The organism is Ensifer sp. LC11 (assembly GCF_001695835.1).
In the GTDB taxonomy this organism is placed as follows: domain Bacteria; phylum Pseudomonadota; class Alphaproteobacteria; order Rhizobiales; family Rhizobiaceae; genus Ensifer.
The window spans coordinates 1-22,251 of record NZ_MBSO01000056.1; the positions used below are offsets into that span (position 1 = coordinate 1).

Genomic DNA, 22,251 nt, shown 5'->3' on the forward strand with positions numbered 1-22,251 from the left:
AAAACCTCCGTTCTATGTCTCGGCCAGCCTAGCGGTCCAAGCACGGAGGTCTCTCAAGGAAGATGTAGAACTCGTCCAGTCCTCCACCGGAGGTGGAGGTTTACTTGCTTACAACAAAAGCGGGCGGACGATCGCCCGCCCGCCCGCAGACCACCGCAGCAGTCTTGGGAGATTGGTCAGTTCCAGAACTATGACCGGCCGTAGCCGCCGCCGGTCGGCGTCACCACGGTGAAGGCTTCACCGGCTTCAAGAACCGTATGGGCGCAACCCGGCAGTTCCTCCGTCCGGCCGTCGTTGCGTCGGACGATATTGCGGCCGAGTTCGCCCGGGCTGCCGCCCTTGATGCCGAAGGGCGCGACACGGCGATGGCCGGAGAGGATCGCGAAATCAAGCGTCTCGCGGGCACGGATCGTGCGCTTCGTGCCGTTGCCGGCGTTCCACTGGCCACGGCCGCCCGAACCCACACGAATGTGAAAGTCTTCGAGCACCACCGGGAAGCGGGTTTCGAGGATTTCCGGGTCGGTCAGGCGCGAGTTGGTCATATGGGTATGGACCGCATCGGCGCCGCTGTAACCCGGGCCGGCCGGCGCACCGGAGCAGATCGTCTCGTAATACTGGTAGTTCTGGTTGCCGAAGGTCAGGTTGTTCATCGTCCCTTGCGCGCCGGCCTGGCTCTGGACCGCGCCGAACAGGCAGTTGGTCACCGCCTGGCTGACCTCGACGTTGCCGGCGACGACGGCCGCCGGATAGCGCGGCGTCAGCATCGTACCCTCGGGGATGACGATGTGGATCGGCCTGAGGCAGCCGGCGTTCATCGGGATCTCCGCCTCGACCAACACGCGGAAGACATAGAGCACCGCCGCGCGGGTGACCGGCGCGGGCGCATTGAAGTTGTCGCCGCGCTGTTCCGACGTGCCGGTGAAATCGACCGTCGCCTCGCGCTTGTCGCGGTCGACGGTGATCTTGACGACGATGCTGCAGCCCTGGTCCATCTCGTACGAGAACTCGCCGTCCGGCAACTGGTCGAGCACGCGGCGCACACTTTCGGCGGCATTGTCCTGGACGTGGCCCATATAGGCCTCGACCACGTCCTCGCCGAACTGGGCGATCATTTTCCTGAGTTCGGCGACGCCCTTTTCGTTGGCGGCAACTTGAGCCTTCAGATCGTTGACGTTCTGCAGGATGTTGCGCACCGGATAGCGCGCGCCGTTCAAAAGCGCTTCGAGTTCCGCCTCGCGGAAGCGGCCGGCGTCGATGAGCTTGAAGTTGTCGATATAGACGCCTTCCTCCTCGATGTTGGTGGCAAGCGGCGACATCGAGCCCGGCGAGATGCCGCCGATATCGGCATGGTGGCCACGGCTGGCGACCCAGAAGCGGATCTCGCTTCCGGCATCGTCGAAGACCGGGGTGCAGACGGTGAGGTCAGGCAGATGCGTGCCGCCGTTATAGGGGGCGTTGATCAGGAACACGTCGCCGGGCTTGATCATCGGGTTCTCGCGGATCGCGGTTGCAACCGAGGCGTCCATGGAGCCGAGATGGACCGGCATATGCGGCGCGTTGGCGACGAGATTGCCGCGGTTGTCGAAGACGGCGCAGGAGAAATCGAGCCGCTCCTTGATGTTGACCGAATAGGCGGTGTTCTGCAGCGTCACGCCCATCTGCTCGGCGATCGACATGAAGAGGTTGTTGAAGATCTCCAGCATGACAGGGTCGGCATGAGTGCCGATCGCGCTCTGCTGCTGCAGGGCCTTCACGCGGCGCAGCACGATGTGGTCCTTGGCCGTCAGTTCCGCCTGCCAGCCATCCTCGACAACGACGGTCTGGTTCGGTTCGATGATGATCGCCGGGCCGTCGAGCCGCTGGCCGGGAGCGATCTCTGCGCGCAGCACGACCGGGGCGTCATGGAACTGGCCCTGCGAATAGAACCGCGTGCGGCGTGAAACGTCCGGTGTGCCTGACGTGACCGCCCCACCCTCACGCTCCATCTGGGCAGCACCCCCGCCGACCGTTTCGACCTCGACGGCATCGATCACCAGCGCCTTGTTCTCGGCGACGAAGCCGAAGCGGCGCTTGTGCAGCTCTTCGAATTCGGCGCGCAGGCGGGCGATGTCGTCATGATCCGGGTAGGTCGCGTCGACGGCGAGCACCGTATCGGTGCCGGCATAGCGGATATGGGCGCGCAGATGCGTGCGGATCTCGTCACGGGCAATGCCCTGTGCATCGAGTTCGCCAAGGCATTCGACCTCAAGCTCGGCACCAAGCGTGCCGAGCGCTGCCGGTGCCTGGTCGTCGAGCGCGACGCCGAGCGCCTTCTGGCGCGTGGCGCGGATATCGGCAAGACCCATGCCATAGGCCGAAAGCAGGCCCGACATCGGGTGCACGAGAATGCTTTTCATACCGAGCTGGTCGGCAACCAGGCAAGCATGCTGGCCTCCGGCACCACCGAAGCAGCTGAGCGCATAGCGGGTCACGTCATAGCCGCGCTGGACGGAAATCTTCTTGATCGCCTCGACCATATTGGCAACCGCGATGCGGATGAAGCCGTCGGCCACATCCTCAGGGCTGCGGCCGTCGCCGATCTCAGTGGCCATGGCGGCAAAGCGGCCACGCACGGTATCGACGTCGAGGCGTTCGTCCTGATTCGGACCGAAAAGCGCCGGGAAGAACTCCGGCTGCAGCTTGCCGAGCATGACATTGGCATCGGTGACGGCGAGCGGCCCGCCGTTGCGGTAGCAGGCAGGGCCTGGGTTGGCGCCAGCGGAATCCGGGCCGACGCGGAAGCGCTCGCCGTCGAAATGCAGGATCGAGCCGCCGCCGGCGGCAACCGTATGGATCAGCATCATCGGCGCGCGCACCCGCACGCCGGCGACCTCGGTTTCGAAAGCGCGCTCATATTCGCCGTCAAAATGCGCGACGTCGGTCGAGGTGCCCCCCATGTCGAAGCCGATAACGCGGTCGAAGCCGGCCGCTTCACCGGTCTTGGCGAGGCCGACGACGCCTCCGGCCGGGCCGGACAGGATCGCATCCTTACCCTGGAACATTTCAGCAGCAGTCAGGCCACCTGAAGACATCATGAACATGACGCGGGCGCCGGTGCGGGCGACGTCGAGCTCGCCCGAGACCTGCGCCACATAGCGGCGCAGAACCGGAGAAAGATAGGCGTCGATGACGGTGGTGTCGCCGCGCCCGACATATTTGATCAGCGGCGAGACTTCGTGGCTGACGGAGACCTGCTCGAAGCCGAGTTCGCGGGCAATACAGGCGACGGTCGCCTCATGCTCCGGATACTTGTAGGCATGCATGAAGACGATGGCGACGGCCTTGTAGCCCTTGCCCTTCAGGTCTTCGAGTGCCGCCCGCGCCTTTGCCTCATCGAGAGGCTTCTCGACCGTCCCGTCGGCCAGCACGCGCTCGTCGAGCTCGACGATGTCCTGATAGAGCGCTTCCGGCTTGATGATTTCGGTCGCGAAGATCTTCTTGCGCTCCTGGTAGCCGATCTTCAGCGCGTCGCGGAAACCCTTGGTGGTGACGAGCGCCAGCGGCTCGCCTTTGCGTTCGAGCAACGCATTGGTGGCAACGGTCGTGCCCATGCGCACTTCGCCGATGAGGCCGGTCGGGATGGGTGTGCCGGTCGGCAGGCCGAGATGCAGGCGGATGCCCTGCACGGCGGCGTCGCGATAGGCGTCCGGATTTTCCGAAAGCACCTTGCGCGCATGCAGCACCCCTTGCGGATCGCGGCCGATGACATCGGTGAAGGTGCCGCCGCGGTCGACCCAGAAGTCCCAACTGCCGGTTTCGCGTGCGCTCATTGTCCATCCCTCTCGTTCGCGAGCCGCATCATTGTGCAAGCCCGGAAAATCATCAAAGCAGTTCGTTGACAAAATGTCGATAAAATGATGACATAAAATCGTCAAGATGAGGAAGAGCTGAATGACGAAGAAGTCGGAGGAGAGCTTCGAAGGACGGGAATGGGCCGAAAATGCCCTGCCCGAACATCTAAAGCCGGTCGCGGCCATCGGTCCGATCGTCTCTTCCGCGCACCTTGCCGAAGGCGGTTCTCCCGGTCTTTCCGAAGTGGAATACGGGCTGATCCTCGCATCGCACGCCTTCCATCGCTGGATGATGCGCTGCATGGCGGCCGCCGGCGTTCCCGGCCTTTCCCCGATCGAAATCCTGATCCTGCACACGATCCGCCATCGCGACCGCGGCAAGAAGCTTGCCGACATCTGCCTGGTGCTCGATATCGAGGACACCCACGTCGCGACCTATGCCATCCGCAAGCTCGAGGCCGCCGGCCTGGTGACGACGGGCAAGGAAGGCAAGGAAAAGACCATCCGCATCACCGACAAGGGCGGCGAGGCCTGCAGCCGCTACGCGAAGATCCGCGAAAGCCTGCTGGTCTCCTCGACTGCAAAGGCCCGCCCCTCCGAAGAGACACTTTCCGAGATCGCCGCCGTCCTGCGTTTCATGTCGGGCGCCTATGAACAGTCCGCGCGCGCCGCGACCACTTTGTAACGAGGAAGACCGCGTGACCGTCGATACGCCTGCGCCATTGCTCGCCGTTGAGAAGCTTTCCGTCGCCTTCAACGGCAATCCCGTCGTCGAAGACCTGAGCTTCACGGTGACGCCCGGCCGCACGCTGGCGATCGTCGGCGAATCCGGCTCCGGCAAATCGGTGACTTCGCTCTCAATCATGCGGCTTGCCGACATGATGGGCGGACAGTTCCCGACCGGCCGCATCCTGTTTCGCGGCAAAGACGGCGAGATCGACCTGACGAGCGCCCCGCAGAAGACCATGCGCGCCATTCGCGGCAAGGAGATCGCCATGATCTTCCAGGAGCCGATGACGTCGCTGAACCCGGTCTTTACCATCGGCGACCAGGTCGCCGAAGTGCTGATGCTGCACGAGAAAATGACGAAGGCGGGCGCGCTCGCCGAAACGCGCCGCCTGCTCGACATGGTGCGGCTTCCGGATTCTGCAGAGCTGATCGGCCGCTACCCGCACCAGCTCTCCGGCGGCATGCGCCAGCGCGTGATGATCGCCATGGCGCTGGCCTGCCGGCCGAAACTGCTGATTGCCGACGAGCCGACGACGGCGCTCGACGTCACCATCCAGGCGCAGATCCTGACGATCATCCGCGACCTGCAGAAGGAACTCGGCATGGCGGTGATCTTCATCACCCATGACATGGGCGTCGTTGCCGAGATGGCCGACGACGTCGTCGTCATGTGGAAGGGCCGCAAGGTCGAGGAAGGTCCGGTCGGCGAGATCTTTGCAGCGCCGAAGCACCCCTATACCCAGACGTTGCTTTCGGCCGTACCCAAGCTTGGCAGCATGACCGGCGAGGCGTTTCCGAAGCGCCTGCCGCTGACCATGATGGTCGATGGCGAACCGAAGCGCGTCGGCGAGACCCATATCCAGCGCACCGCCCGTTACGAGGCGGCCCCGATCCTCTCCGTGCGCGATCTCGTCACCCGTTTCGACGTGCGCAAGAACCTTTTCGGCAAGGCGACACATCGCGTGCATGCGATCGAAAACGTCAGCTTCGACATTTTCCCGGGCGAAACGCTGGCGCTCGTCGGCGAAAGCGGGTCCGGCAAGTCGACGATCGGCCGCACGATCCAGCAGCTGCAGAGCGCAACCTCCGGAGAAATTCTGTTCGGCGGGCGCCCGGTCTCGGCGATGAGCTATGCCGAGCGGCAAAGGCTGAAGCAGGAAATCCAGTATATCTTCCAGGATCCCTTCGCCTCGCTCGACCCGCGCAAGACCGTGGGCTTCTCGATCGCCGAGCCGATCCGCACCCATGGCCTGATCCTCGGCGAGAAAGACATCGAAAAGCGCGTGCACGAACTCTTGGAGCGCGTCGGCCTGACCGCCGCGCACGCCAGGCGCTATCCGCACGAGTTTTCCGGCGGCCAGCGCCAGCGCGTCTGCATCGCCCGCGCGCTCGCCTCGCGCCCCAAGCTGATCATCGCCGACGAGGCGCTTTCGGCCCTCGACGTCTCCATCCAGGCGCAGATCATCAACCTGTTCATGGAGCTGCAGGAGCAGGAAGGCCTCGCCTACCTCTTCATCAGCCATGACATGGCGGTGGTCGAGCGCATGAGCCACCGCGTCGCTGTGCTCTACCTCGGGCAGATCATGGAGTTCGGCAGCCGCCAACAGGTGTTCGAAACGCCCTCCCATCCCTATACCCGCCGGCTACTTTCCGCCGTTCCCGTCGCCGAGCCCGGCAAGGGCCGCGAACGCGCCATGCTCGAAGGCGAGATCCCGAGCCCGATCCGTCGTGTCGGTCAGGAACCCGCGGTCCTGCCGCGCAGAGAAATCGCCCCTGGCCATTTTGTGGCCAAGGGCGCGTGAGCCGCTTTCTTTCCTAAAGAAGGCTGTCGAAACAGGAGTGAGTAAATGATCAACAAAAAGGGGATCCACGCCGCTTTCATCGCCCTTGCGATGGCCGGTAGTTTCATGACCGCAGCCCCGGCTTTTGCCGCCGGCACGCTGACGGTTTCGTCGCCGCAGGATCCGGGCAGCTGGGACCCGGTCGACACCTTCCTCGTCAACTGGGCGTCGGTCGCCACCAATATCTATGACGGCCTGACCTATCGCGGCCCGGATCTCAAGCTCGCGCCCGGCCTTGCCACCGCATGGGAAGAGCTCGACGGCGGCAAGCGCCTGCGCTTCACGCTGCGCGAAGGCGTCAAGTTCCACAACGGCGAGCCCTTCAACGCCGAAGCGGTGAAGTTCACCTTCGACCGCCTGCTCGGCGAGGAAGGTTCCAAGGGCCCGCAGAAGTCCAACTATGCCGTGATAGAGAAGGTCGAGATCATCGACGAAAAAACCGTCGACCTGCACCTGAAGGCACCGGATCCGGTGCTGCTCACCAAGCTTGCCGGCTACGGCGCGATGATCGTTCCGCCGAAGTACATCCAGGAAAAGGGCGAGGACTACTTCAACGCCCATCCGGTTGGTACCGGCCCGTTCAAGGTCGTCTCCTATGAGCCGAAGGTCGGGATCAAGCTCGAAGCCTTTGCCGACCACTGGGGCGGCGCGCCGAAGCTTTCGAACCTCAACTACCGCTTCATCTCGGAACCGGCGACGGCCGTTGCCGAGCTGCAGGCCGGCCGCGTCGATCTCGTCATCCCGCCGACCATTCCGATCGGCATGATTCCGACGATTCAGGACGACAGCAATCTGGAGATCGTCACCAGCGCCGGTCCGACCGTTTACGCGCTGCGCTTCAACACCCGCGACGGCATCACCAAGGATCCGAAGGTCCGCAAGGCGCTGATCCTCGGCGTCGACCGCGACACCATCATCCAGTCGATCCTCGGCGGTCAGGCGGATCCGATCGCCAGCTTCCAGGGCAAGCTCTCCTTCGGCTTCGACCCGGCGATGAAGCCGCTGCCCTATGATCCGGAACAGGCGAAGGCGCTGCTGAAGGAAGCCGGTGTTGCGCCGGGTGCGACCGTCCAGATCGACGTTCGCGGCAATGATGCGACCTTCAACGAGGTCGTGCAGGCGGTCGCCAGCTACCTGCAGCTGATCGGCATCAATGCGACGATCAAGCCCTATGAAACCAATGTGCTGCTGAACGACATCATTCCGGCCGGCAAGACCGGCGCGATGTTCCAGCAGTCCTGGGGCGGCTGGACGCTCGACTACGACAACACCGCCTACTCGATGTACCACTCCGGCGAAAAGTGGAACCCGTACGACAAGGACGCGGAACTCGACAAGCTCTTGGAATCCCAGCGTTCGATCACCGACCGTGCCAAGCGTGAGGAAATCCTCAAGCAGATCGCCAACTACGCCGCCGACCGTTCGCTCGAGATGCCGCTCTACAACCTCAACGCCATTTTCGGCGTGAGCAAGCGCGTCAAGAACTTCACGCCGGTGCCGGACAGCCGCCTGCGACTGACGGACGTGACGGTCGAGTAAAACAATCCGGTCCGCCGCTCCACGGGTGAGGCGGCGGACCACTTTCCAAAAGGGCGGGTCACTTGGCCGGATTTCTGATCAAACGTTTTCTGCAGGCGGTCTTCGTCGTGTTCGTCGTGACGCTGACCGTCTCCTATGCCATCCGCTTCACCGGCGACCCGGCGCTGATGCTGGCGCAGGGCGCCGGCAGCGTGACTGAGGAAGACCTCGTGCGCATCCGCGAGGGGCTCGGCCTCAACCAGCCGTTCCTGGCGCAATATGCCGACTTCATCAAAGGCATGTTCACGCTCGATTTCGGCCGCTCCTTCCTCGGCGGCACGCCAGTGTCGCAACTGATCGCATCCGCCCTGCCGGCAACCATGCTGCTCGCCTTCGCTTCGCTGATCGTGTCGATCGCGATTTCCATTCCGCTCGGCATTCGCGCCGCCGTCGCGCGCGGCAAGTGGGCAGACCAGACGATCCGCATCCTGTCGCTGATCGGGCTTTCCTTCCCGAACTTCTGGCTGGCGATCATGCTGGTGCTGCTGTTCTCGATCGTCTTGAAATGGCTGCCGCCGAGCGGCATGGACGGTTTTGCCAGCTTCATCATGCCGGCGCTGACCATGGGCATCATCCTGACGGCGACCAATGTGCGGCTGGTGCGCACCGCGATGCTGGAAACCCTGCAGTCGCAATACATCATGGTTGCCCGCGCCAAGGGCCTCAGCGAAAGCAAGGTGCTTTACAAGCATGCCCTGCGTAACTGTGCCATCCCGCTGATTACCTATTTCGGCCTGCAGTTCGGCGGCTTGCTCGGCGGCATCGTCGTCGTCGAGCTGGTGTTCAACTGGCCGGGCATGGGCACGCTCGCCTTCGACGCGGTCGCGTCGCGCGACTATCCCGTGCTTCAAGCGGTCATAACGGTGCTTTCGCTGATGATCGTGTTCGTCAATCTCCTGGTCGACATCGCCTATGGCCTCGTCGATCCACGCATCCGGACGGAGTGAGCCGATGACGTCAAAGGCTGCCAACACCCGCTTCGCCCGCTTCCGCAATCTGGAATTCATCCTCGGCGCGCTTCTGACCGGCGGCATCTGCCTCGCCGTTCTTTTCTCGGGCGTGCTCTTTCCGGGTGGCGTCGACAAGATCGACCTGATGGCGCGGCTGACCCCGCCCTTCGTCAACTGGGCGCATCCGCTTGGCACCGATCCGCTCGGCCGCGACGTGCTCGCCCGCGTGGTTGCCGGCGGCAAGATCTCGTTGCTCGTAGGGCTGACCTCGGTTGCCGGCGCCGTTGTCGTCGGCGTGGTCATGGGCCTTGTCTCGGGTTATTATCGCGGCTTCTGGGACATGATCGTCATGCGCTTTGCTGACGTTCAGCTGGCGCTCCCCTTCATCCTGCTCGCGATCACCTTCATCGCCATCGTCGGCGGCGGGCTGACCAACACCATCATCCTCTTGATCGTGTCGCAATGGGTGCAATATGCCCGTCTCGTGCGCGGATCGGTGCTGTCGCTGCGCGAGCGCGAATTCATCCAGTCGGCCCGCGCCATCGGTGTGCGCGACTACAAAATCCTGTTCCAGCACCTGCTGCCCAACCTGATCGGGCCGGTCATCGTTTTGATGACGCTCAATGTTGCCAACAACATCCTGCTTGAAAGCAGCCTCACCTTCCTCGGCCTTGGCGTTGATCCGCTGATCCCGAGCTGGGGCGGCATGCTTGCCGACGGTCGCACCTATCTGCAGAACGCCTGGTGGGTCAGCGTCTTCCCGGGGCTTGCGATCCTGCTCACCGTTCTCGGCCTCAATCTTCTCGGCGATTGGCTGCGCGACAGCCTCGACCCAACCGGTAGAACTTCACGATGACGACGATTTTCGAAGGCGCCTTCGAGCGCGCGCTCGACACGCTGCTGACCACCTACGGCAAGGAGGCCGCGCGCGGCACCAAGCTCGAAGCCTGGCTGTTCGACGATGCCGCCAGCCGCAAGGCGGCCGAACAGAAGCTCGCGAGCTTCGGGGTCAAAGCGACGCTGCGCAGTGCCTACAAGCCGCTGCTGCATTTCTTCCTCGAAGAGGTCGACCGCGACGCGCTTGCCAGCGTCATTATCGGCTATCCCCAGCATGAGGGTGCTGCGCAGAACCGCTTCCTGCTCGAGGCCTATCCGCTCGCAGCACTCGTCGGCGACGCGGAGATCCGCTTCGAGGCCGGCAGCAAGGCCGCCTTCATCTATGATGTCGCTCTGACCTTCCGTGACGGGCGCCAGCAAAATCACGCCGTCTTCGCGCCGAACCGCATCCACACCGACTTCATCGGCGAAACGCTTCTATCGCCGACCGGCTGGATCCGGCTCGACGAGGGCTGCGATAAACATCGCGAGTGCCATCTCGAAACCGATTACGAACGGCTCTTCGCCGGCACGATGCGGGCGATCGCCGATCACGCCTGGGGTGAAACCGAACCCTATTTCGAAGAGCTCAGCATTCGCGCGACCCTGCCGATCACCGACTTCCGCCTGCCGGTCGGGGAAGAGGTCGTGAGCCTTCGCGAAGCACTGCACGAGGATTTCTATTTCTCGCTGCTCGAAGTCTTCCAGAAGAAGTCCGGCCGACCGCTCGGTGATCGTGGCCTGAAACCCGGCCAGATCGTGCCTGAAATCGTCTTTGGCGTCGGCAGGCCCACCGTCGTCGTCGAAGTGCGAGCCTTGCAGGCAACGGACGCCGATGGCCCATCCCAACCGATCGAAACCGCAGAAGCGCCGTTGTCGGTAGCGCAGATCCATGCCGAGCTCGCCGAAATCGACGGTCAACCGTTCGAAGCACAATCACGTGCGGGTCGGACGGTCAAGGCGCGCTATCACCAGGGCACCGACGCCGCTGTCATGGTCAGCGGCGGTCAGCATCCGAATGAGACGACAGGCATCGTCGGGGCGCTGCGCGCTGCCCAGGTGCTTGCCGCCCGTCCGGGCGCGCATTTCACCATCTCGCCGCTCGAAAACCCTGACGGATACGCCGTGCACCAGCGGCTTCGCGCCGACAACCCGCTGCACATGCATCACGCCGCCCGCTACACCGCGCTCGGCGACGACCTCGAATACCGCACGGGCGCTGCACTCAATGAGCGCGAGATCCGCAAGGAAGCGGAACGCGTGACGGGTGCGCAGTTGCACGTCAACCTGCATGGCTATCCCTCGCACGAATGGACCCGACCACTGTCTGGCTACGTGCCGCGCGGCTTTGCCATGTGGACCCTGCCCAAAGGTTTCTTCCTGATCATGCGCCACCACGCCGGGTGGGAAAGCCGTGCAGAGCAATTGATCGAGGCGGTCACGTTGCGTCTTGCCGCCGTTCCCGGGCTGCTCGCCTATAACGACGCCCAGATCGCGCTCTACGAGACCCATGCCGGCGAAACCGGCTTCCGGATCATCAACGGCTTCCCCTGCCTGATTTCCGTCGACGACCGCCACACGGCGCCGCTGACGCTGATCACCGAATATCCTGACGAGACGATCTACGGCGATGCCTTCGTCGCCGGCCACGATGCCCAGAAGGAGACGGTGCTTGCAGCCTACGAGGCGTTCCAAGGGATGATGGCGCTCGCCTGACGCGGGTCCGGCCACATCCACTCGTAACGCGGGGAAGCGGCCCGTCGCCAGGCGGACCGGCTCGCGTCGTGCGTGCAAGTCTTCTGCGGCGGGCGGGAGCTGGACATGGGCGGACGGGCCTTCGCGTTCGGCTATTCCGACGCTCTCCATCCAAAAGTCCCACCCTTGCCGGCCGAGCTCCCATTGCTCCCACAAAAATCCGGGAAAACACGCAACCGAATGTAGCAGAGCCCGCAACTCGCCCTTGACGGGCAAGACAGGTTCGATAAGAGGCCAATGGCCTGAGATATTTATTTTCGTAAATTCTCATAGGGCATGCGGGGCAAGCATATCGCGGGGGCGAAAACTAGATGAAGCTGCTGAAAAGCGCTCAGCAATCATTGATTGAGGGCATCTCCAACCGTCAGTTCGTCCGGCTGGCAAACAGCACCAGTGCGCTGAAGGGCCACAAGCATCGCATCGCGATGAACGACAATGAAAGCATAATGACGCTGACCGATGGCGACGGCGAATTGCACATTTGCCGCCGCGACCGGCTGTGGCTCTACAAGCGCGGCATTGCCGCGCGGGTGAGGCAGTTGGCCGAATCCTACCTTCTGCACCGCATTACCGAGCCGCTCGAAGGCGCATTCATCGATTGCGGTGCCAATGTTGGCGAGCTCGGCGCCTTTAGCCGCGCCAAGGGCCTTGCCTACCACGCCTTCGAACCCGAAAACCTGGAGGCGGATTGCTGCGATCTCAACAATTTTTCCGGCGCGCGTGGCACCAACCGTTTCGGGCTCTGGTCGAGCGACGGTGAATTGACCTTCTATTCGAAGCCTTCGTCGGCGGACAGTTCTCTGTTCGAGACCGAGGAGTATGTCGACCAGTTCAAGATCAAGGTGCGCAGCCTCGACAGTTTTGCTGCCGAGACCGGCCTGAAGAAGGTCGCCATTCTCAAGATCGAGGCGGAAGGTGCCGAGCCGGAAATTCTCGCCGGAGCACACGAGACGCTGAAGTCGACCGCCTATGTCGCCGTCGACTGCGGTTTTGAGAAAGGCGTCAAGAAAGAGAGCACGCTGGTTCCCGTGTTCAACATTCTGCTGGAGGCCGGCTTCGAAGCGATCGACTGGAACCCGAAGCGGGTGACGGCACTGTTTAAAGCCAAGTCGCGCTGAGCGGCCCCAGCCGGCCGCGCGATCCGCCTTTCCTGCGGCGTCGGGACGTCTGACGTCGCGCGAACTGCCGCTTGTCCTCACGCCACCGATCGGCAACAACGCGACCGAAACGGTGGCTTGCTCATCTTACCGGGCGTACGACGCCTCGCCTTTCATCGGGGTTGGGTAGCTTTGCTTCCCAACCCCGATGCTATTTCCACCTCGGAGCCCTCACGCATCTGGATACGGTAAGCTCCCACCGTGTTCCATTGCGGCCTTCTGGCGTGTCCCGCTAGAACCGACAAGGCCGCTCGAAAACGCCGCAACGTTGCTGCAATCCTCATCGACCAGACGTGGCTCGACGCGATTATCGGATTCGGAGACTTTCAATGCGCCTGCTTCTTGTCGAGGACGAGTTGGAAATGGCGGCGGCGCTGAGCGCCGCACTCGGTCGCTATGACATGATTCTGGATCATGCCCCCTCGCTCGACCATGCTCTGGCAGCCCTGGCCAATCACGTGCATGACGGTATCATTCTCGACCGGCAACTGCCCGACGGCGACGGTCTGTCGCTGATCCCGCGTGTGCGTGCGTTGAAATCGGGAATTCCGGTGATCGTGCTGACGGCGCGCGGCGATGTCGACGAACGGGTTAGGGGTCTCGATATGGGCGCGGACGATTATCTCGCCAAGCCCTTTGCCGTGGAAGAGCTGCTGGCGCGGATCCGCGCGCTGATGCGGCGCTCACCGGACATCGCCCCGATGACGGCACGCATCGGCAACCTTGTTTTCGACTTCGATGGCAGGCAGGCGCGCGTCAACGATCGTATCCTCGATCTTCCACGCCGCGAGTTGCTGGTGCTGGAAACGCTGGCGCGCAGACAGGGCCGAACGGTGCAGCGCTCGACGCTGGAGGAATCCGTCTATGGCTATGACGACGAAATCCAGTCCAACTCGCTCGACGCACATGTCTCGCGGCTGCGTCGCAAGCTCTCGGAGACCGGCGCCGATGTCGAGATCCACAGCATCCGCGGCGTCGGCTACCTGCTGCGGCCGGCCCCATGACCGCCAATCCGACAAACTCCCTGAAACGGCGCCTGATCTGGCAGATCCTCACCTTCCAGGTGCTGCTGCTGGTGGCCGTCATTGCCGGTTTCATGGCGCTGTTGACCCGCGCCGATCTCGGTGGAAAATTCCTCGATGCCGACGCGGCCTCGGTTGCGGTCGGGTCGATCAAGCCGATGCCGGGCCGTGGATTGACGCTTGTGGAGACGCCGCAGCTGCTGGCCATGCGGGCCGAGTCTCCGGATTTCTGGTTCATCGCGCGAAACGAACATGGCGAAATGATCCGCAGCGGACCGGTCCCGGACGCCTATCGCAGCATTGGCGAGCATCTGGATCGGATCGCCTTTGGTGACATTCGCGACAGCATCGAGCCCTACACGCTCTCCTCGATCGTTCGCTCCATCACAACCGATACCGGCACCTACACCGTGCTCACCGGCGGCGGTCGCCTATGGAGCGCGTCTTTCGCGGTGTTCCTGCTCGCGAACCTGCTGCTCTTGCCGATCGTTCTGATCGTCGTCCTCATTCCGGCCTTTGCCATCCCGATTATCGTCAGACGCGCGTTTGCCGGTCTTGCGGACGTGGTCGACCTGGCCAAAAAGATCGATGTCGACCGAAGAGGCGCGCGTTTGCCCGATCACCGCATTCCCGGTGAGGTGCGCCCGCTCGTCGAGGCGTTCAATGGCGCGCTGCAGCGGCTCGACGACGGCTATGAACGCCGCCAGCGGTTCATTCTCGATGCGGCGCACGAGCTGAGAACGCCGGTTGCGATCCTGCAGACGCGGCTCGAGGGCCTTGACGCCGGACCGCTCAGAAGCCGCCTGCTGATCGATTCCAACCGCATCGCCGGCCTCGCCGAGCAATTGCTCGATCTCGAACGCATCGATCGTGACGGCGCCGATTTTGCCACGCTCGATCTGGTATCGCTCTGCCGCGATGTGGCCGCCGACCTTGCGCCCCTGGCGCTGTCTGCCGGCTGCGAGCTTTCCTTTGCGCCTGGTGTCGAACGCGTCATCGTGCGCGGCGATGCCGGCGCCGTCGAGCGGGCTGTCACCAACCTCGTTCGCAATGCCATCGAACACGCAGGCGGCCTCATCACCATCTCGGTCGAGCGCGGCGGCGTGATCGAGGTCACGGACGAGGGACCGGGCGTTCCAGAGCGTGAGCGCGAACGGATTTTCGAGCCCTTCCACCGGCTGCAGCCGCGCGACCATGGCGCGGGCCTCGGCCTGCACCTGGTCAGCGAGATCATCGGGCGTCACAAGGGGCACATTTCCGTCGTTGACGGGCCTTCCGGCGGCGCGTGCTTCCGCATCAGTCTGCCGACAGCATGACCGAGATGACGAGACACTATGGTTAACAAATAGTTAATATAAATATCAACAGCTAGATCATTTGTGCAATGTTGGCGCAATCCGTTGGCCCGACAAGGGGGGCCTATCTTCCGACACCCGCGAGGCACCGCCCCATGCCCGACGCGGAAGCAGGAAGAAGGCGCCCCGAAAGGGCGCATGTCCCATCAACGGAGCACTGCCATGCGGCAACCCAGCAAACGTACCCTCTGGCTCAGCCTTAGCCTCCTCTTTCTCCTCGGCGCTCAACCGTTGAGGGCCGCGGATCTCTCCGCCTCTGCTTATCAGGACCCGCCGGCCTTCAGCTGGAGCGGCACCTATGTCGGTGCCCATGGGGGTATCGGCTTCACCGGCAGCCCCAATCCGTTCGCCGACCGCAACGGCGTCGCGGTCGGCGTCCAGGCCGGTTACAACATGCAGGCCGGCCCCGGCATCGTCGGCGCGGAAGTCGAGGGCTCCTACCTCGGCGACACGGAGCACAAGGTCAACGGCGGCAAGCTCAAGGAGAAATGGCGCGCTGCGATCAAGGCGAAGGCCGGTCTCACCTTCGACCAGACGCTCGTCTACGGCACCGCAGGTTATGCCATGACCAGCTACAAGAAGGGCGGCGTGCAGAACGACGTCGGCTTCAAGGGCGGTTATCTCGTCGGCGCCGGTGTCGAGCAGGCCTTTGCCGGCGGTCTGTCGGCCAAGCTCGAGTACAACTACATCATGACGCCGGATGTTCGCACCAGCACCATCGCCGGCTCCAGCGAAAAGGACATCAACAGCCACGTCATCAAGGCCGGCATCAACATGCGCTTCTGACCTGTGCCGTCGGTTCGCTTAAGCGCGCGACGCCTCCCGGCAACGCTCTGTGCGCCGACGACACCTTACGCATTGCCGAAAGCCGGGCCTGCAACCGCAGGCCCTGCAGTTTTCCCACCCGGATAGGGGCCGGACGATCAGGCGGCCGCGTCCCTCGCCAGCGGTTCAGGCGTCCCCAGCCGACGCCAGATCGGCGCCAGGGCCTCGGCGATATCGCTGTAGAGCGCGAAGCGCCTGTCATAGTGTTTGCTGAGCGCGGCATTCGGCCGGTAATGGCGCTCCGTTCGCACCATCGCGGCTGCGCCTGCGGAGATATCGGCGAAAAGGCCGATGGCAGCGCCGGCGGTGATCGCCGCGCCAAGCGCGCCGGTCTCACGCGAGCGGGCAACGGTGACAGGCACATCCAGCACATCGGCAAAGATCTGCGGCCAGACAAGACTGCGCGACCCGCCACCGGACAGCACCGCCTCGTTGAAGGTGGCGCCGGCGACGCGCAGTGACTGGATATGCTGCCGATGACCGAAGGCAACACCTTCGAGCACGGCGCGCACCAGATGGCCCTTGCTGTGCCATCCGGCAATACCGTAGAAGCCCGCTCGCGCATTGCCGTCCTGCTGTGCCCCGTAGAGAAACGGGTGATAGAGCGGATCATCCGGCGCCGGCTCGATCTCTGCTGCCAGTTGGCAGCACACATCGAAGGGCGATCGGCCGTCCTTGCCGTCATGCGGAAAGAGCTCCCTCACCAACCATTCGAGATTGGCAGCTGACGTCGCACTCGCCTCGATCGCCATGTAGCGCTTGCGGTCGAAGGTCGAGGACATGAAGATCGGATTGCTCAGGTCAGGCTGATCGATGATGACCTGGTTGATGCTCCAGGTGCCGGCAATGATCGAGGCGGCACCGGTCTTGGTGACGCCTGAGCCGATTGCCGAGGCGACCACATCGAAGAGACCGCCCACGACCGGGGTGCCGGCAGCAAGGCCGGTTTGCGCCGCCGCTTCGTCGCTGACCCTTCCGACGATCGCATCGCTTTCAGCAAGCTCGGGCAGCAGCTCCATGCAGTCGCCGAGGCCGTAGGCCCTCATCAGCGCGGCATCGTAGCGCCTTCCGGCGACGTCGAGCAGGCCGCAGCCGCTCATGTCGGAGACGTCGCTCACCCGCGCCCCGGTCAAGCGATTGACGACAAAATCCTTGCAGAGCAGCACCGTCCCCATTTTCGCGAACAGTTCGGGCCGAAAGCGCTTCAGCCAGGCAAGCAGCGTCGGCGTCTGCGACGGCCACGGCCGTTGCCCGGCGATCGGATAGGTCCGCTCGCCAACACCTTCGGTCTGCCATTCCTCGACGAGACCGGCAGCCCGAGTGTCGAGCGATTGGATGCCGATCAAGGGTTCGCCTGAGCGATCGAGTGCATAGAGGCCATTGCCATGACCGGCGCATCCGATCGCCACGATCTCGTTCGCGGTGATGCCGGCGCGCTCGATGCAGGCGCGGATCACGACCTTCGCGTGGCTCCAAAGCTCGCTGAGCCCGCGTTCCACATAACCGGGTTTCGGGACTTGGCTGTGGCCTTCCTCGGAGGCCATCGCGATCTCGTTGCCGTCACGGTCGAAAATAACCGCCTTGATTACGGTGTTCCCGGCGTCGATCCCGAGCAGATATTCTCCCATTCGCGAACCCCTCCCAAGGTTCTGATCCTGTTCGGCCAAGGCGCCGCCGCTGTCCTGCGCGGCGATGCGCTCCACCCTGTCACAAGAGGCATTGCGCCTTGAGGCGCGACGCCGTCCTAGCCATTCTCAACCGCGCTGGTAAAGCGCGTAGGCTTCCTCGCCGCCCGCATCCTCATGGATGATCGCCATCAGGCCACGCACGACGGCGCTCGGATTGGCGTGCTGGTAGATGTTGCGGCCATAGACCATGCCCATTGCGCCCTGGCGCATCAAGGCCGCCGATTTATCAAAAACGTTGCGCAGGTCCTCCTTGCCGCCGCCGCGCACCAGAACCGGGCAGCGCGCGGCCTCTACGACCTTGTGGAAATCTTCCGCGTTCGTCGTCGGGTCCGCTTTGACGATATCCGCACCCATCTCGCGCGCAAGCCGGGTCAGGGTCACGATCTTCTCGGCATCACCATCGACCATATAGCCGCCCTGTTCGGTCACCGGCTGCATCACCAGCGGCTCGATCATCAGCGGCATGCCATATTTGTCGCAATCGGCGCGGACACGGGAAATGTTGGCGACGCATTGGCGGAAGAGATCCGGCTCGTCCGGCAGCATGAACAGGTTGACGACGACGCAGGCGGCGTCCATCGCCAGCGCTCCGATCAGCGGCTCGGCTTCGTTCTGCAGCACAGCCCACATGTGCCGGTGGCGGATGCGGTTATAGGGGTTGCCCATATCGAGGCGCATGACGAGCGCCGGCTTGTCCTTGCCCGGCACCTCCTGCAGGAGATCTGCCTGGCCATAATTCATCTGGATCGCGTCCGGTGCCGCGGCAATCAGAGCCTTGACCACCGCTGACATGTCTTCGAGACCATTGAGGAAGGACGGTTCGTTGCAGACGCCATGATCGATCGCGACGTCGAGGCAACGTCCGCCGCCGAACAGACGGTTCATCCGGACCTTGCGGTTGTTTCGCATAATGCACTCCTTTGTTCATTCCGTGCGGAAAGGGTTTCCTCGTCGACGCCGTGGCGCTCGGCGAGGAGGGTGAGAAAGCGTTTGCGCTCGGCAACAGTGCGAGCAGGCGACCAGTGCTTGTCGCTGGCGAGCAAGCCGAGCACGGCGTCGACCATGTCGCTGGAAAGCTCGCCAGTGATCGCCAGCGTCGTACGGCGAAGCAGCAGATCGTCGAGATGTTCGATGGCTTCGTTGCGGATCAGGAACAGCAGCTCCCGCGCCGAATAGTCAGGATGCGGCAGCGCGTGATCGGCACCAGCCGCGATGGAATCGGCGATCAGCGTCGAATCCGTTCCATAGCGCGCAAGCAGTGTGTGCATCCGGTCTTTCGAAAGGCCGGTCGCCAGGGCGACGTCGTGGATCCAGGCCTGGCGGTCGGAGGGAAAATGCCGGCCGCCGCCGATCGCGCGCTCGCCGGTCGACACACGGCGCTGGCGTCCCAACCGCTCCAGCGCGAGATCGGCCGCCATTTCGCCGAAGGAGCGGAACGTCGTCCACTTGCCGCCGATCATGCACAGCACCGGCGGGCCGCTGTTACCTGTCTCGACAAAGGTGCAGAAATGATCACGCGGGATGCGACCCGTAAAACTGTCCTCGCTTGCCGGAAGCGGCCGCACGCCCGAGAACTGGAACACCACCTCCTCCGGCCGGATCGTGATTGCCGGCAGCACGAAGGCGAGGGACTGCAGGATGTAATCGCGCTCGTCCGGTTCGCAGCGCACGGTCTCGGGATTATCGACACGGATATCGGTCGAGCCCACCAGCACCTTGCCCAGATAGGGAAAGAGGATGCAGATGCGGCCATCCTCGTTCTCGTAATAGATCATGTGGCCGTCGAGGGCGTCCATCAGCGCGGGATTGTCGATGATGAGATGGGAACCCTTGGTACCCCCCATCAGCGGCGCCGGCTTCGATGCCGGGGAAAACAGCGCGCCGTTGGCGATATCGATCCAGCCGCCGGTGGCATTGATGATGAGAGCGGGCTCGATCGCGGCGACAGCGCCAGTGACGCCATCCTTCAGCTCGTATCGCCCGGATGCAGCACGTGTGAGCTCGGCATAGTTGATCGCGCGGGCATGCGCGCCGGCAGCAAGGCCGTCTTTCATGAGCTCTATGCCGAGACGTTCGGGCTGGCTGACCCAGGCGTCGTAATAGGTGGCCGAACTCTTGATCTGAGGATTGAGCGCCGGCCAGCGGGCAAGCGTCGCGCGCCGCCCGCGAAAGGCATGCCGTGGCATCAGAGCCCGCTTGCGCGTCAGGAAATCATAGATGCCAAGCCCCATCTTGACCGCGACGGCGCCGCGGCGGCTCGGTCGCCGCGTCAGACCCAGGAAACGAACGACACCATTGGCGAGACCGGAAAAGATATCGAAGACCGGCACCGTCGTCGGCAGCGGCGCTACGTAATGCGGTGCGTTCTTGAGCAGCCGGTCGCGTTCGACCAGCGATTCCCGCACCAGGCTGAACTCACCGTTTTCGAGATAGCGCAGCCCGCCATGCACCATGCGCGACAGCGCCGCACTCGCGCCCGAACAGTAGTCGTGCTTCTCGACGAGCAGCACGTTGATCCCCTGCAGCGCCAGTTCGCGGAAGACGCTGAGGCCGTTGATGCCGCCGCCGAGGACGCACACGTCCACCTTCGGGCTCTCAGCGAGCCCGTTGAAAATCTCTTCACGGTTCATGATGGCAGTCCGTTAGCTGTCCATGTTGACGAGTTTCGCCGCGACCGCCGCGTCGATCCCCTTAAGATCGTCGTCATCGAGCCGGATCGTCCCGGCTCGGGCATTGTCGAGCGCTTGCGCCGGGTTGCGCGCGCCGCAGAGCGCGAAGGTCACGCCCTCTTGGCGCAGCGTCCAGGCAATGACGATCTGGGCGATGGTCGCGCCGTGCTTTTCGGCGATCGGCCGGATCGACTTGGCGAAGGCCGCGACCTTTTCGCGATTGCCGACCGAGAAGCGCGGATTGTCGCGACGCTGGTCGTCGCCCGAAAACACGCGCTCCGGGCCGATGCCGCCCGAGAGAAGACCGAGCGCCAGCGAGGAATAGCTGAGCGTCGCGACGCCGTTGCGCCGCGTCAGCGGCAAAAGCTCGGCCTCGATCTCGCGATCGATCATGCTGAAGCGTTCCTGGATCGCATCGAGCCCGCCGACGGCGATGTACTGCTCCAGTTCGCCGCGGTCGACATTGCTGGCGCCGATCGCCCGGATCTTGCCGGCCTTGCGCAGCTCTTCCAGCGCGCCCATGGTTTCTTCGATCGGCGTCGTCGGGTCCTGCCAATGGGTGATGTAGAGGTCGATATAGTCGGTGCCGAGCCGTTTCAGGCTCTGCTCCACCTCGTGGCGGATCCCATCGCGGCCGAGGTAGCGATGCACCGGCTTTCCGTCCTGGTCGAAGAAGTGCCGTCCCTTGTCCGTATGCCAGACCAGCCCGCATTTGGTGGCGATCACCGCCTGGTCGCGACGGCCGGCGAGCGCCTTGCCGACGATCTCTTCCGAACGCCCGAGGCCATAGGCAGGCGCCGTGTCGATCAGCGTCACGCCGGCGTCGAGCGAGGCCTGGATCGCGGCGATCGATTCCTTCTCGTCGGTGCCGCCCCACATCCAGCCGCCGATCGCCCAGGTGCCGAGCCCGACGGCCGAAGCCGTCACGCCGGATCGGCCGATCTCCCGCATCAATTGGTCCCCACTCATGCCAGAAGTCCCTTTTCGCTTGCCATGGCGAGCACGCGCGCGCCGGTCGCCTCGTCCGTCACCAGTGTATCGAGATGCCGCCCGCGCAGGACGCTAAGGATCGGCCCTGCCTTGTTCGGCCCGCTCGCCACCCCGATCTTCGTCGGGATCGAGGCAAATTCCTTAAGCGTCAGCGACACCAGCGAACGGTTGAGGCTGTAGTCGCAGACGCGACCCTGTTCATCGAGCAGGTGCGCGAGCAACTCGCAGCTTGCACCTGAGCGCTCGATTGCCGCCCGGTCGGTGCTCGATAACGGATGCAGGTCGTAATAACTCGAATCGTCGGAGAGGATCGAACCGATGCCGACCACGGCGACCTTCGCCTCCCGCGCCCTGCCGAAAACGTCAGCCACCGAGCGCATGTTGATCAGCATCGCCCGCTCGGCGGCGCTGTCGGCAAAGAGCGGCGCATGGATCTGGAAGGACCGCCCGCCCAGCCGGTCGGCCATCAGCGTCGAGACATGGTTGACGTCGGTATAGTGCTTGCCCTGGACGCAGCCGGTTGCCGGGATCACCTCGACATCGAAGCGGCGCGGTGCCTGCAGACCGGCGACGACGGCGCTGACGCCCTTGCCGCCGGTGATGCAGATGGTGTCGCCGTCGCCGATCTCTTCAAGCAGCAATCGCGCCGCCGCCTCGCCGACCGCCTGCAACGCGGTCTGCTGGTTCTCGGATACGGTCGGCACGACGATCGCACGGCGGATACCGCCGATCGCCAGCAATTGCTCCTCCATATCGACCAAGGGCTCGATCGGCGATTTGATCTTGATCTCGACCAGACCGAGCTGGCGGCCGCGCTTGATCAAGCGGTTGACGGTCGGCTGCGAGATGCCGAGCCGGTCGGCAATCTGCGACTGGGTCAGCCCCTCGAGGAAGTGCAGAACCAGCGCCTGGTGCATCTGCCTGGCGACGACGAGTTCTTCGCGCGCGGATGAGACCGTGGACAGAGTGGGTTTGGCAATCGGCAT

16 protein-coding genes are annotated in these 22,251 nt (G+C 63.7%); 10 read left to right on the top strand and 6 right to left on the bottom strand.

All coding sequences use genetic code 11. The annotated features are described in order from the left end of the window. Positions 1 to 188: 188 nt before the first annotated feature. Positions 189 to 3,809 (bottom strand): hydantoinase B/oxoprolinase family protein, encoded by a 3,621-nt coding sequence (locus BBX50_RS25585; RefSeq protein WP_065778103.1) that lies wholly within the window; start codon positions 3,807 to 3,809, stop codon positions 189 to 191. Positions 3,810 to 3,930: 121 nt separating this feature from the next. Between BBX50_RS25585 and BBX50_RS25590 the strand changes: the two genes are divergently transcribed. The 10 genes from BBX50_RS25590 to BBX50_RS25635 all read left to right on the top strand — a co-directional run bounded on the left by BBX50_RS25590 (position 3,931) and on the right by BBX50_RS25635 (position 15,879). Then, a complete protein-coding gene (locus BBX50_RS25590; protein WP_065778104.1) occupies positions 3,931 to 4,515 on the top strand; it encodes a winged helix DNA-binding protein in 585 nt (194 codons plus the stop codon). A gap of 13 nt (positions 4,516 to 4,528) precedes the next feature. Then, positions 4,529 to 6,361: an ABC transporter ATP-binding protein gene (locus BBX50_RS25595; RefSeq protein ID WP_065778105.1), complete on the top strand. Its 1,833-nt coding sequence runs from the start codon at positions 4,529 to 4,531 to the stop codon at positions 6,359 to 6,361. Between the two features lie 45 nt (positions 6,362 to 6,406). Further along, entirely contained in the window at positions 6,407 to 7,939 is a 1,533-nt protein-coding gene (locus tag BBX50_RS25600; protein ID WP_065778106.1) for an ABC transporter substrate-binding protein, read from the top strand. A 62-nt stretch (positions 7,940 to 8,001) separates the two neighbouring features. Next, positions 8,002 to 8,925, top strand: a complete 924-nt coding sequence (locus BBX50_RS25605) for an ABC transporter permease (RefSeq protein WP_065778107.1) — start codon at positions 8,002 to 8,004, stop codon at positions 8,923 to 8,925. 4 nt (positions 8,926 to 8,929) lie between these two features. Beyond that, positions 8,930 to 9,784, top strand: a complete 855-nt coding sequence (locus tag BBX50_RS25610) for an ABC transporter permease (RefSeq protein WP_065778108.1) — start codon at positions 8,930 to 8,932, stop codon at positions 9,782 to 9,784. Then, entirely contained in the window at positions 9,781 to 11,520 is a 1,740-nt protein-coding gene (locus tag BBX50_RS25615) for a M14 family metallopeptidase (RefSeq protein ID WP_065778109.1), read from the top strand. Before BBX50_RS25610 ends, BBX50_RS25615 begins: the two co-directional genes overlap by 4 nt. 350 nt (positions 11,521 to 11,870) lie before the next feature. Beyond that, the gene (locus tag BBX50_RS25620; protein WP_065778110.1) at positions 11,871 to 12,677 is read left to right on the top strand and encodes an FkbM family methyltransferase; all 807 of its coding nucleotides are present in this window, start codon (positions 11,871 to 11,873) and stop codon (positions 12,675 to 12,677) included. Positions 12,678 to 13,045: 368 nt separating this feature from the next. Continuing rightward, on the top strand, positions 13,046 to 13,720 hold the full coding sequence (locus BBX50_RS25625) for a response regulator transcription factor (RefSeq protein WP_065778111.1): 675 nt from the start codon (positions 13,046 to 13,048) through the stop codon (positions 13,718 to 13,720). Then, on the top strand, positions 13,717 to 15,054 hold the full coding sequence (locus tag BBX50_RS25630; RefSeq protein ID WP_065778112.1) for a HAMP domain-containing sensor histidine kinase: 1,338 nt from the start codon (positions 13,717 to 13,719) through the stop codon (positions 15,052 to 15,054). Before BBX50_RS25625 ends, BBX50_RS25630 begins: the two co-directional genes overlap by 4 nt. Positions 15,055 to 15,255: 201 nt before the next feature. Further along, positions 15,256 to 15,879 (top strand): outer membrane protein, encoded by a 624-nt coding sequence (locus BBX50_RS25635; protein ID WP_065778113.1) that lies wholly within the window; start codon positions 15,256 to 15,258, stop codon positions 15,877 to 15,879. Between the two features lie 137 nt (positions 15,880 to 16,016). On the opposite strand, the gene BBX50_RS25640 is transcribed toward BBX50_RS25635, so the two are convergent. The 5 genes from BBX50_RS25640 to BBX50_RS25660 all read right to left on the bottom strand — a co-directional run bounded on the left by BBX50_RS25640 (position 16,017) and on the right by BBX50_RS25660 (position 22,251). Then, positions 16,017 to 17,546: an FGGY-family carbohydrate kinase gene (locus tag BBX50_RS25640; RefSeq protein WP_065778305.1), complete on the bottom strand. Its 1,530-nt coding sequence runs from the start codon at positions 17,544 to 17,546 to the stop codon at positions 16,017 to 16,019. Positions 17,547 to 17,672: 126 nt separating this feature from the next. After that, positions 17,673 to 18,515 carry a class I fructose-bisphosphate aldolase gene (locus BBX50_RS25645; protein ID WP_065778114.1) on the bottom strand — a complete coding sequence of 281 codons (843 nt, stop codon included), beginning with the start codon at positions 18,513 to 18,515 and terminating at the stop codon, positions 17,673 to 17,675. Next, positions 18,488 to 20,236: a glycerol-3-phosphate dehydrogenase/oxidase gene (locus tag BBX50_RS25650; protein WP_065778115.1), complete on the bottom strand. Its 1,749-nt coding sequence runs from the start codon at positions 20,234 to 20,236 to the stop codon at positions 18,488 to 18,490. The genes BBX50_RS25645 and BBX50_RS25650 overlap by 28 nt, the downstream gene beginning before the upstream one ends. 12 nt (positions 20,237 to 20,248) lie before the next feature. After that, positions 20,249 to 21,244, bottom strand: a complete 996-nt coding sequence (locus BBX50_RS25655; protein ID WP_065778116.1) for an aldo/keto reductase — start codon at positions 21,242 to 21,244, stop codon at positions 20,249 to 20,251. Next, positions 21,241 to 22,251 carry a sugar-binding transcriptional regulator gene (locus BBX50_RS25660; RefSeq protein ID WP_065778117.1) on the bottom strand — a complete coding sequence of 337 codons (1,011 nt, stop codon included), beginning with the start codon at positions 22,249 to 22,251 and terminating at the stop codon, positions 21,241 to 21,243. Before BBX50_RS25660 ends, BBX50_RS25655 begins: the two co-directional genes overlap by 4 nt.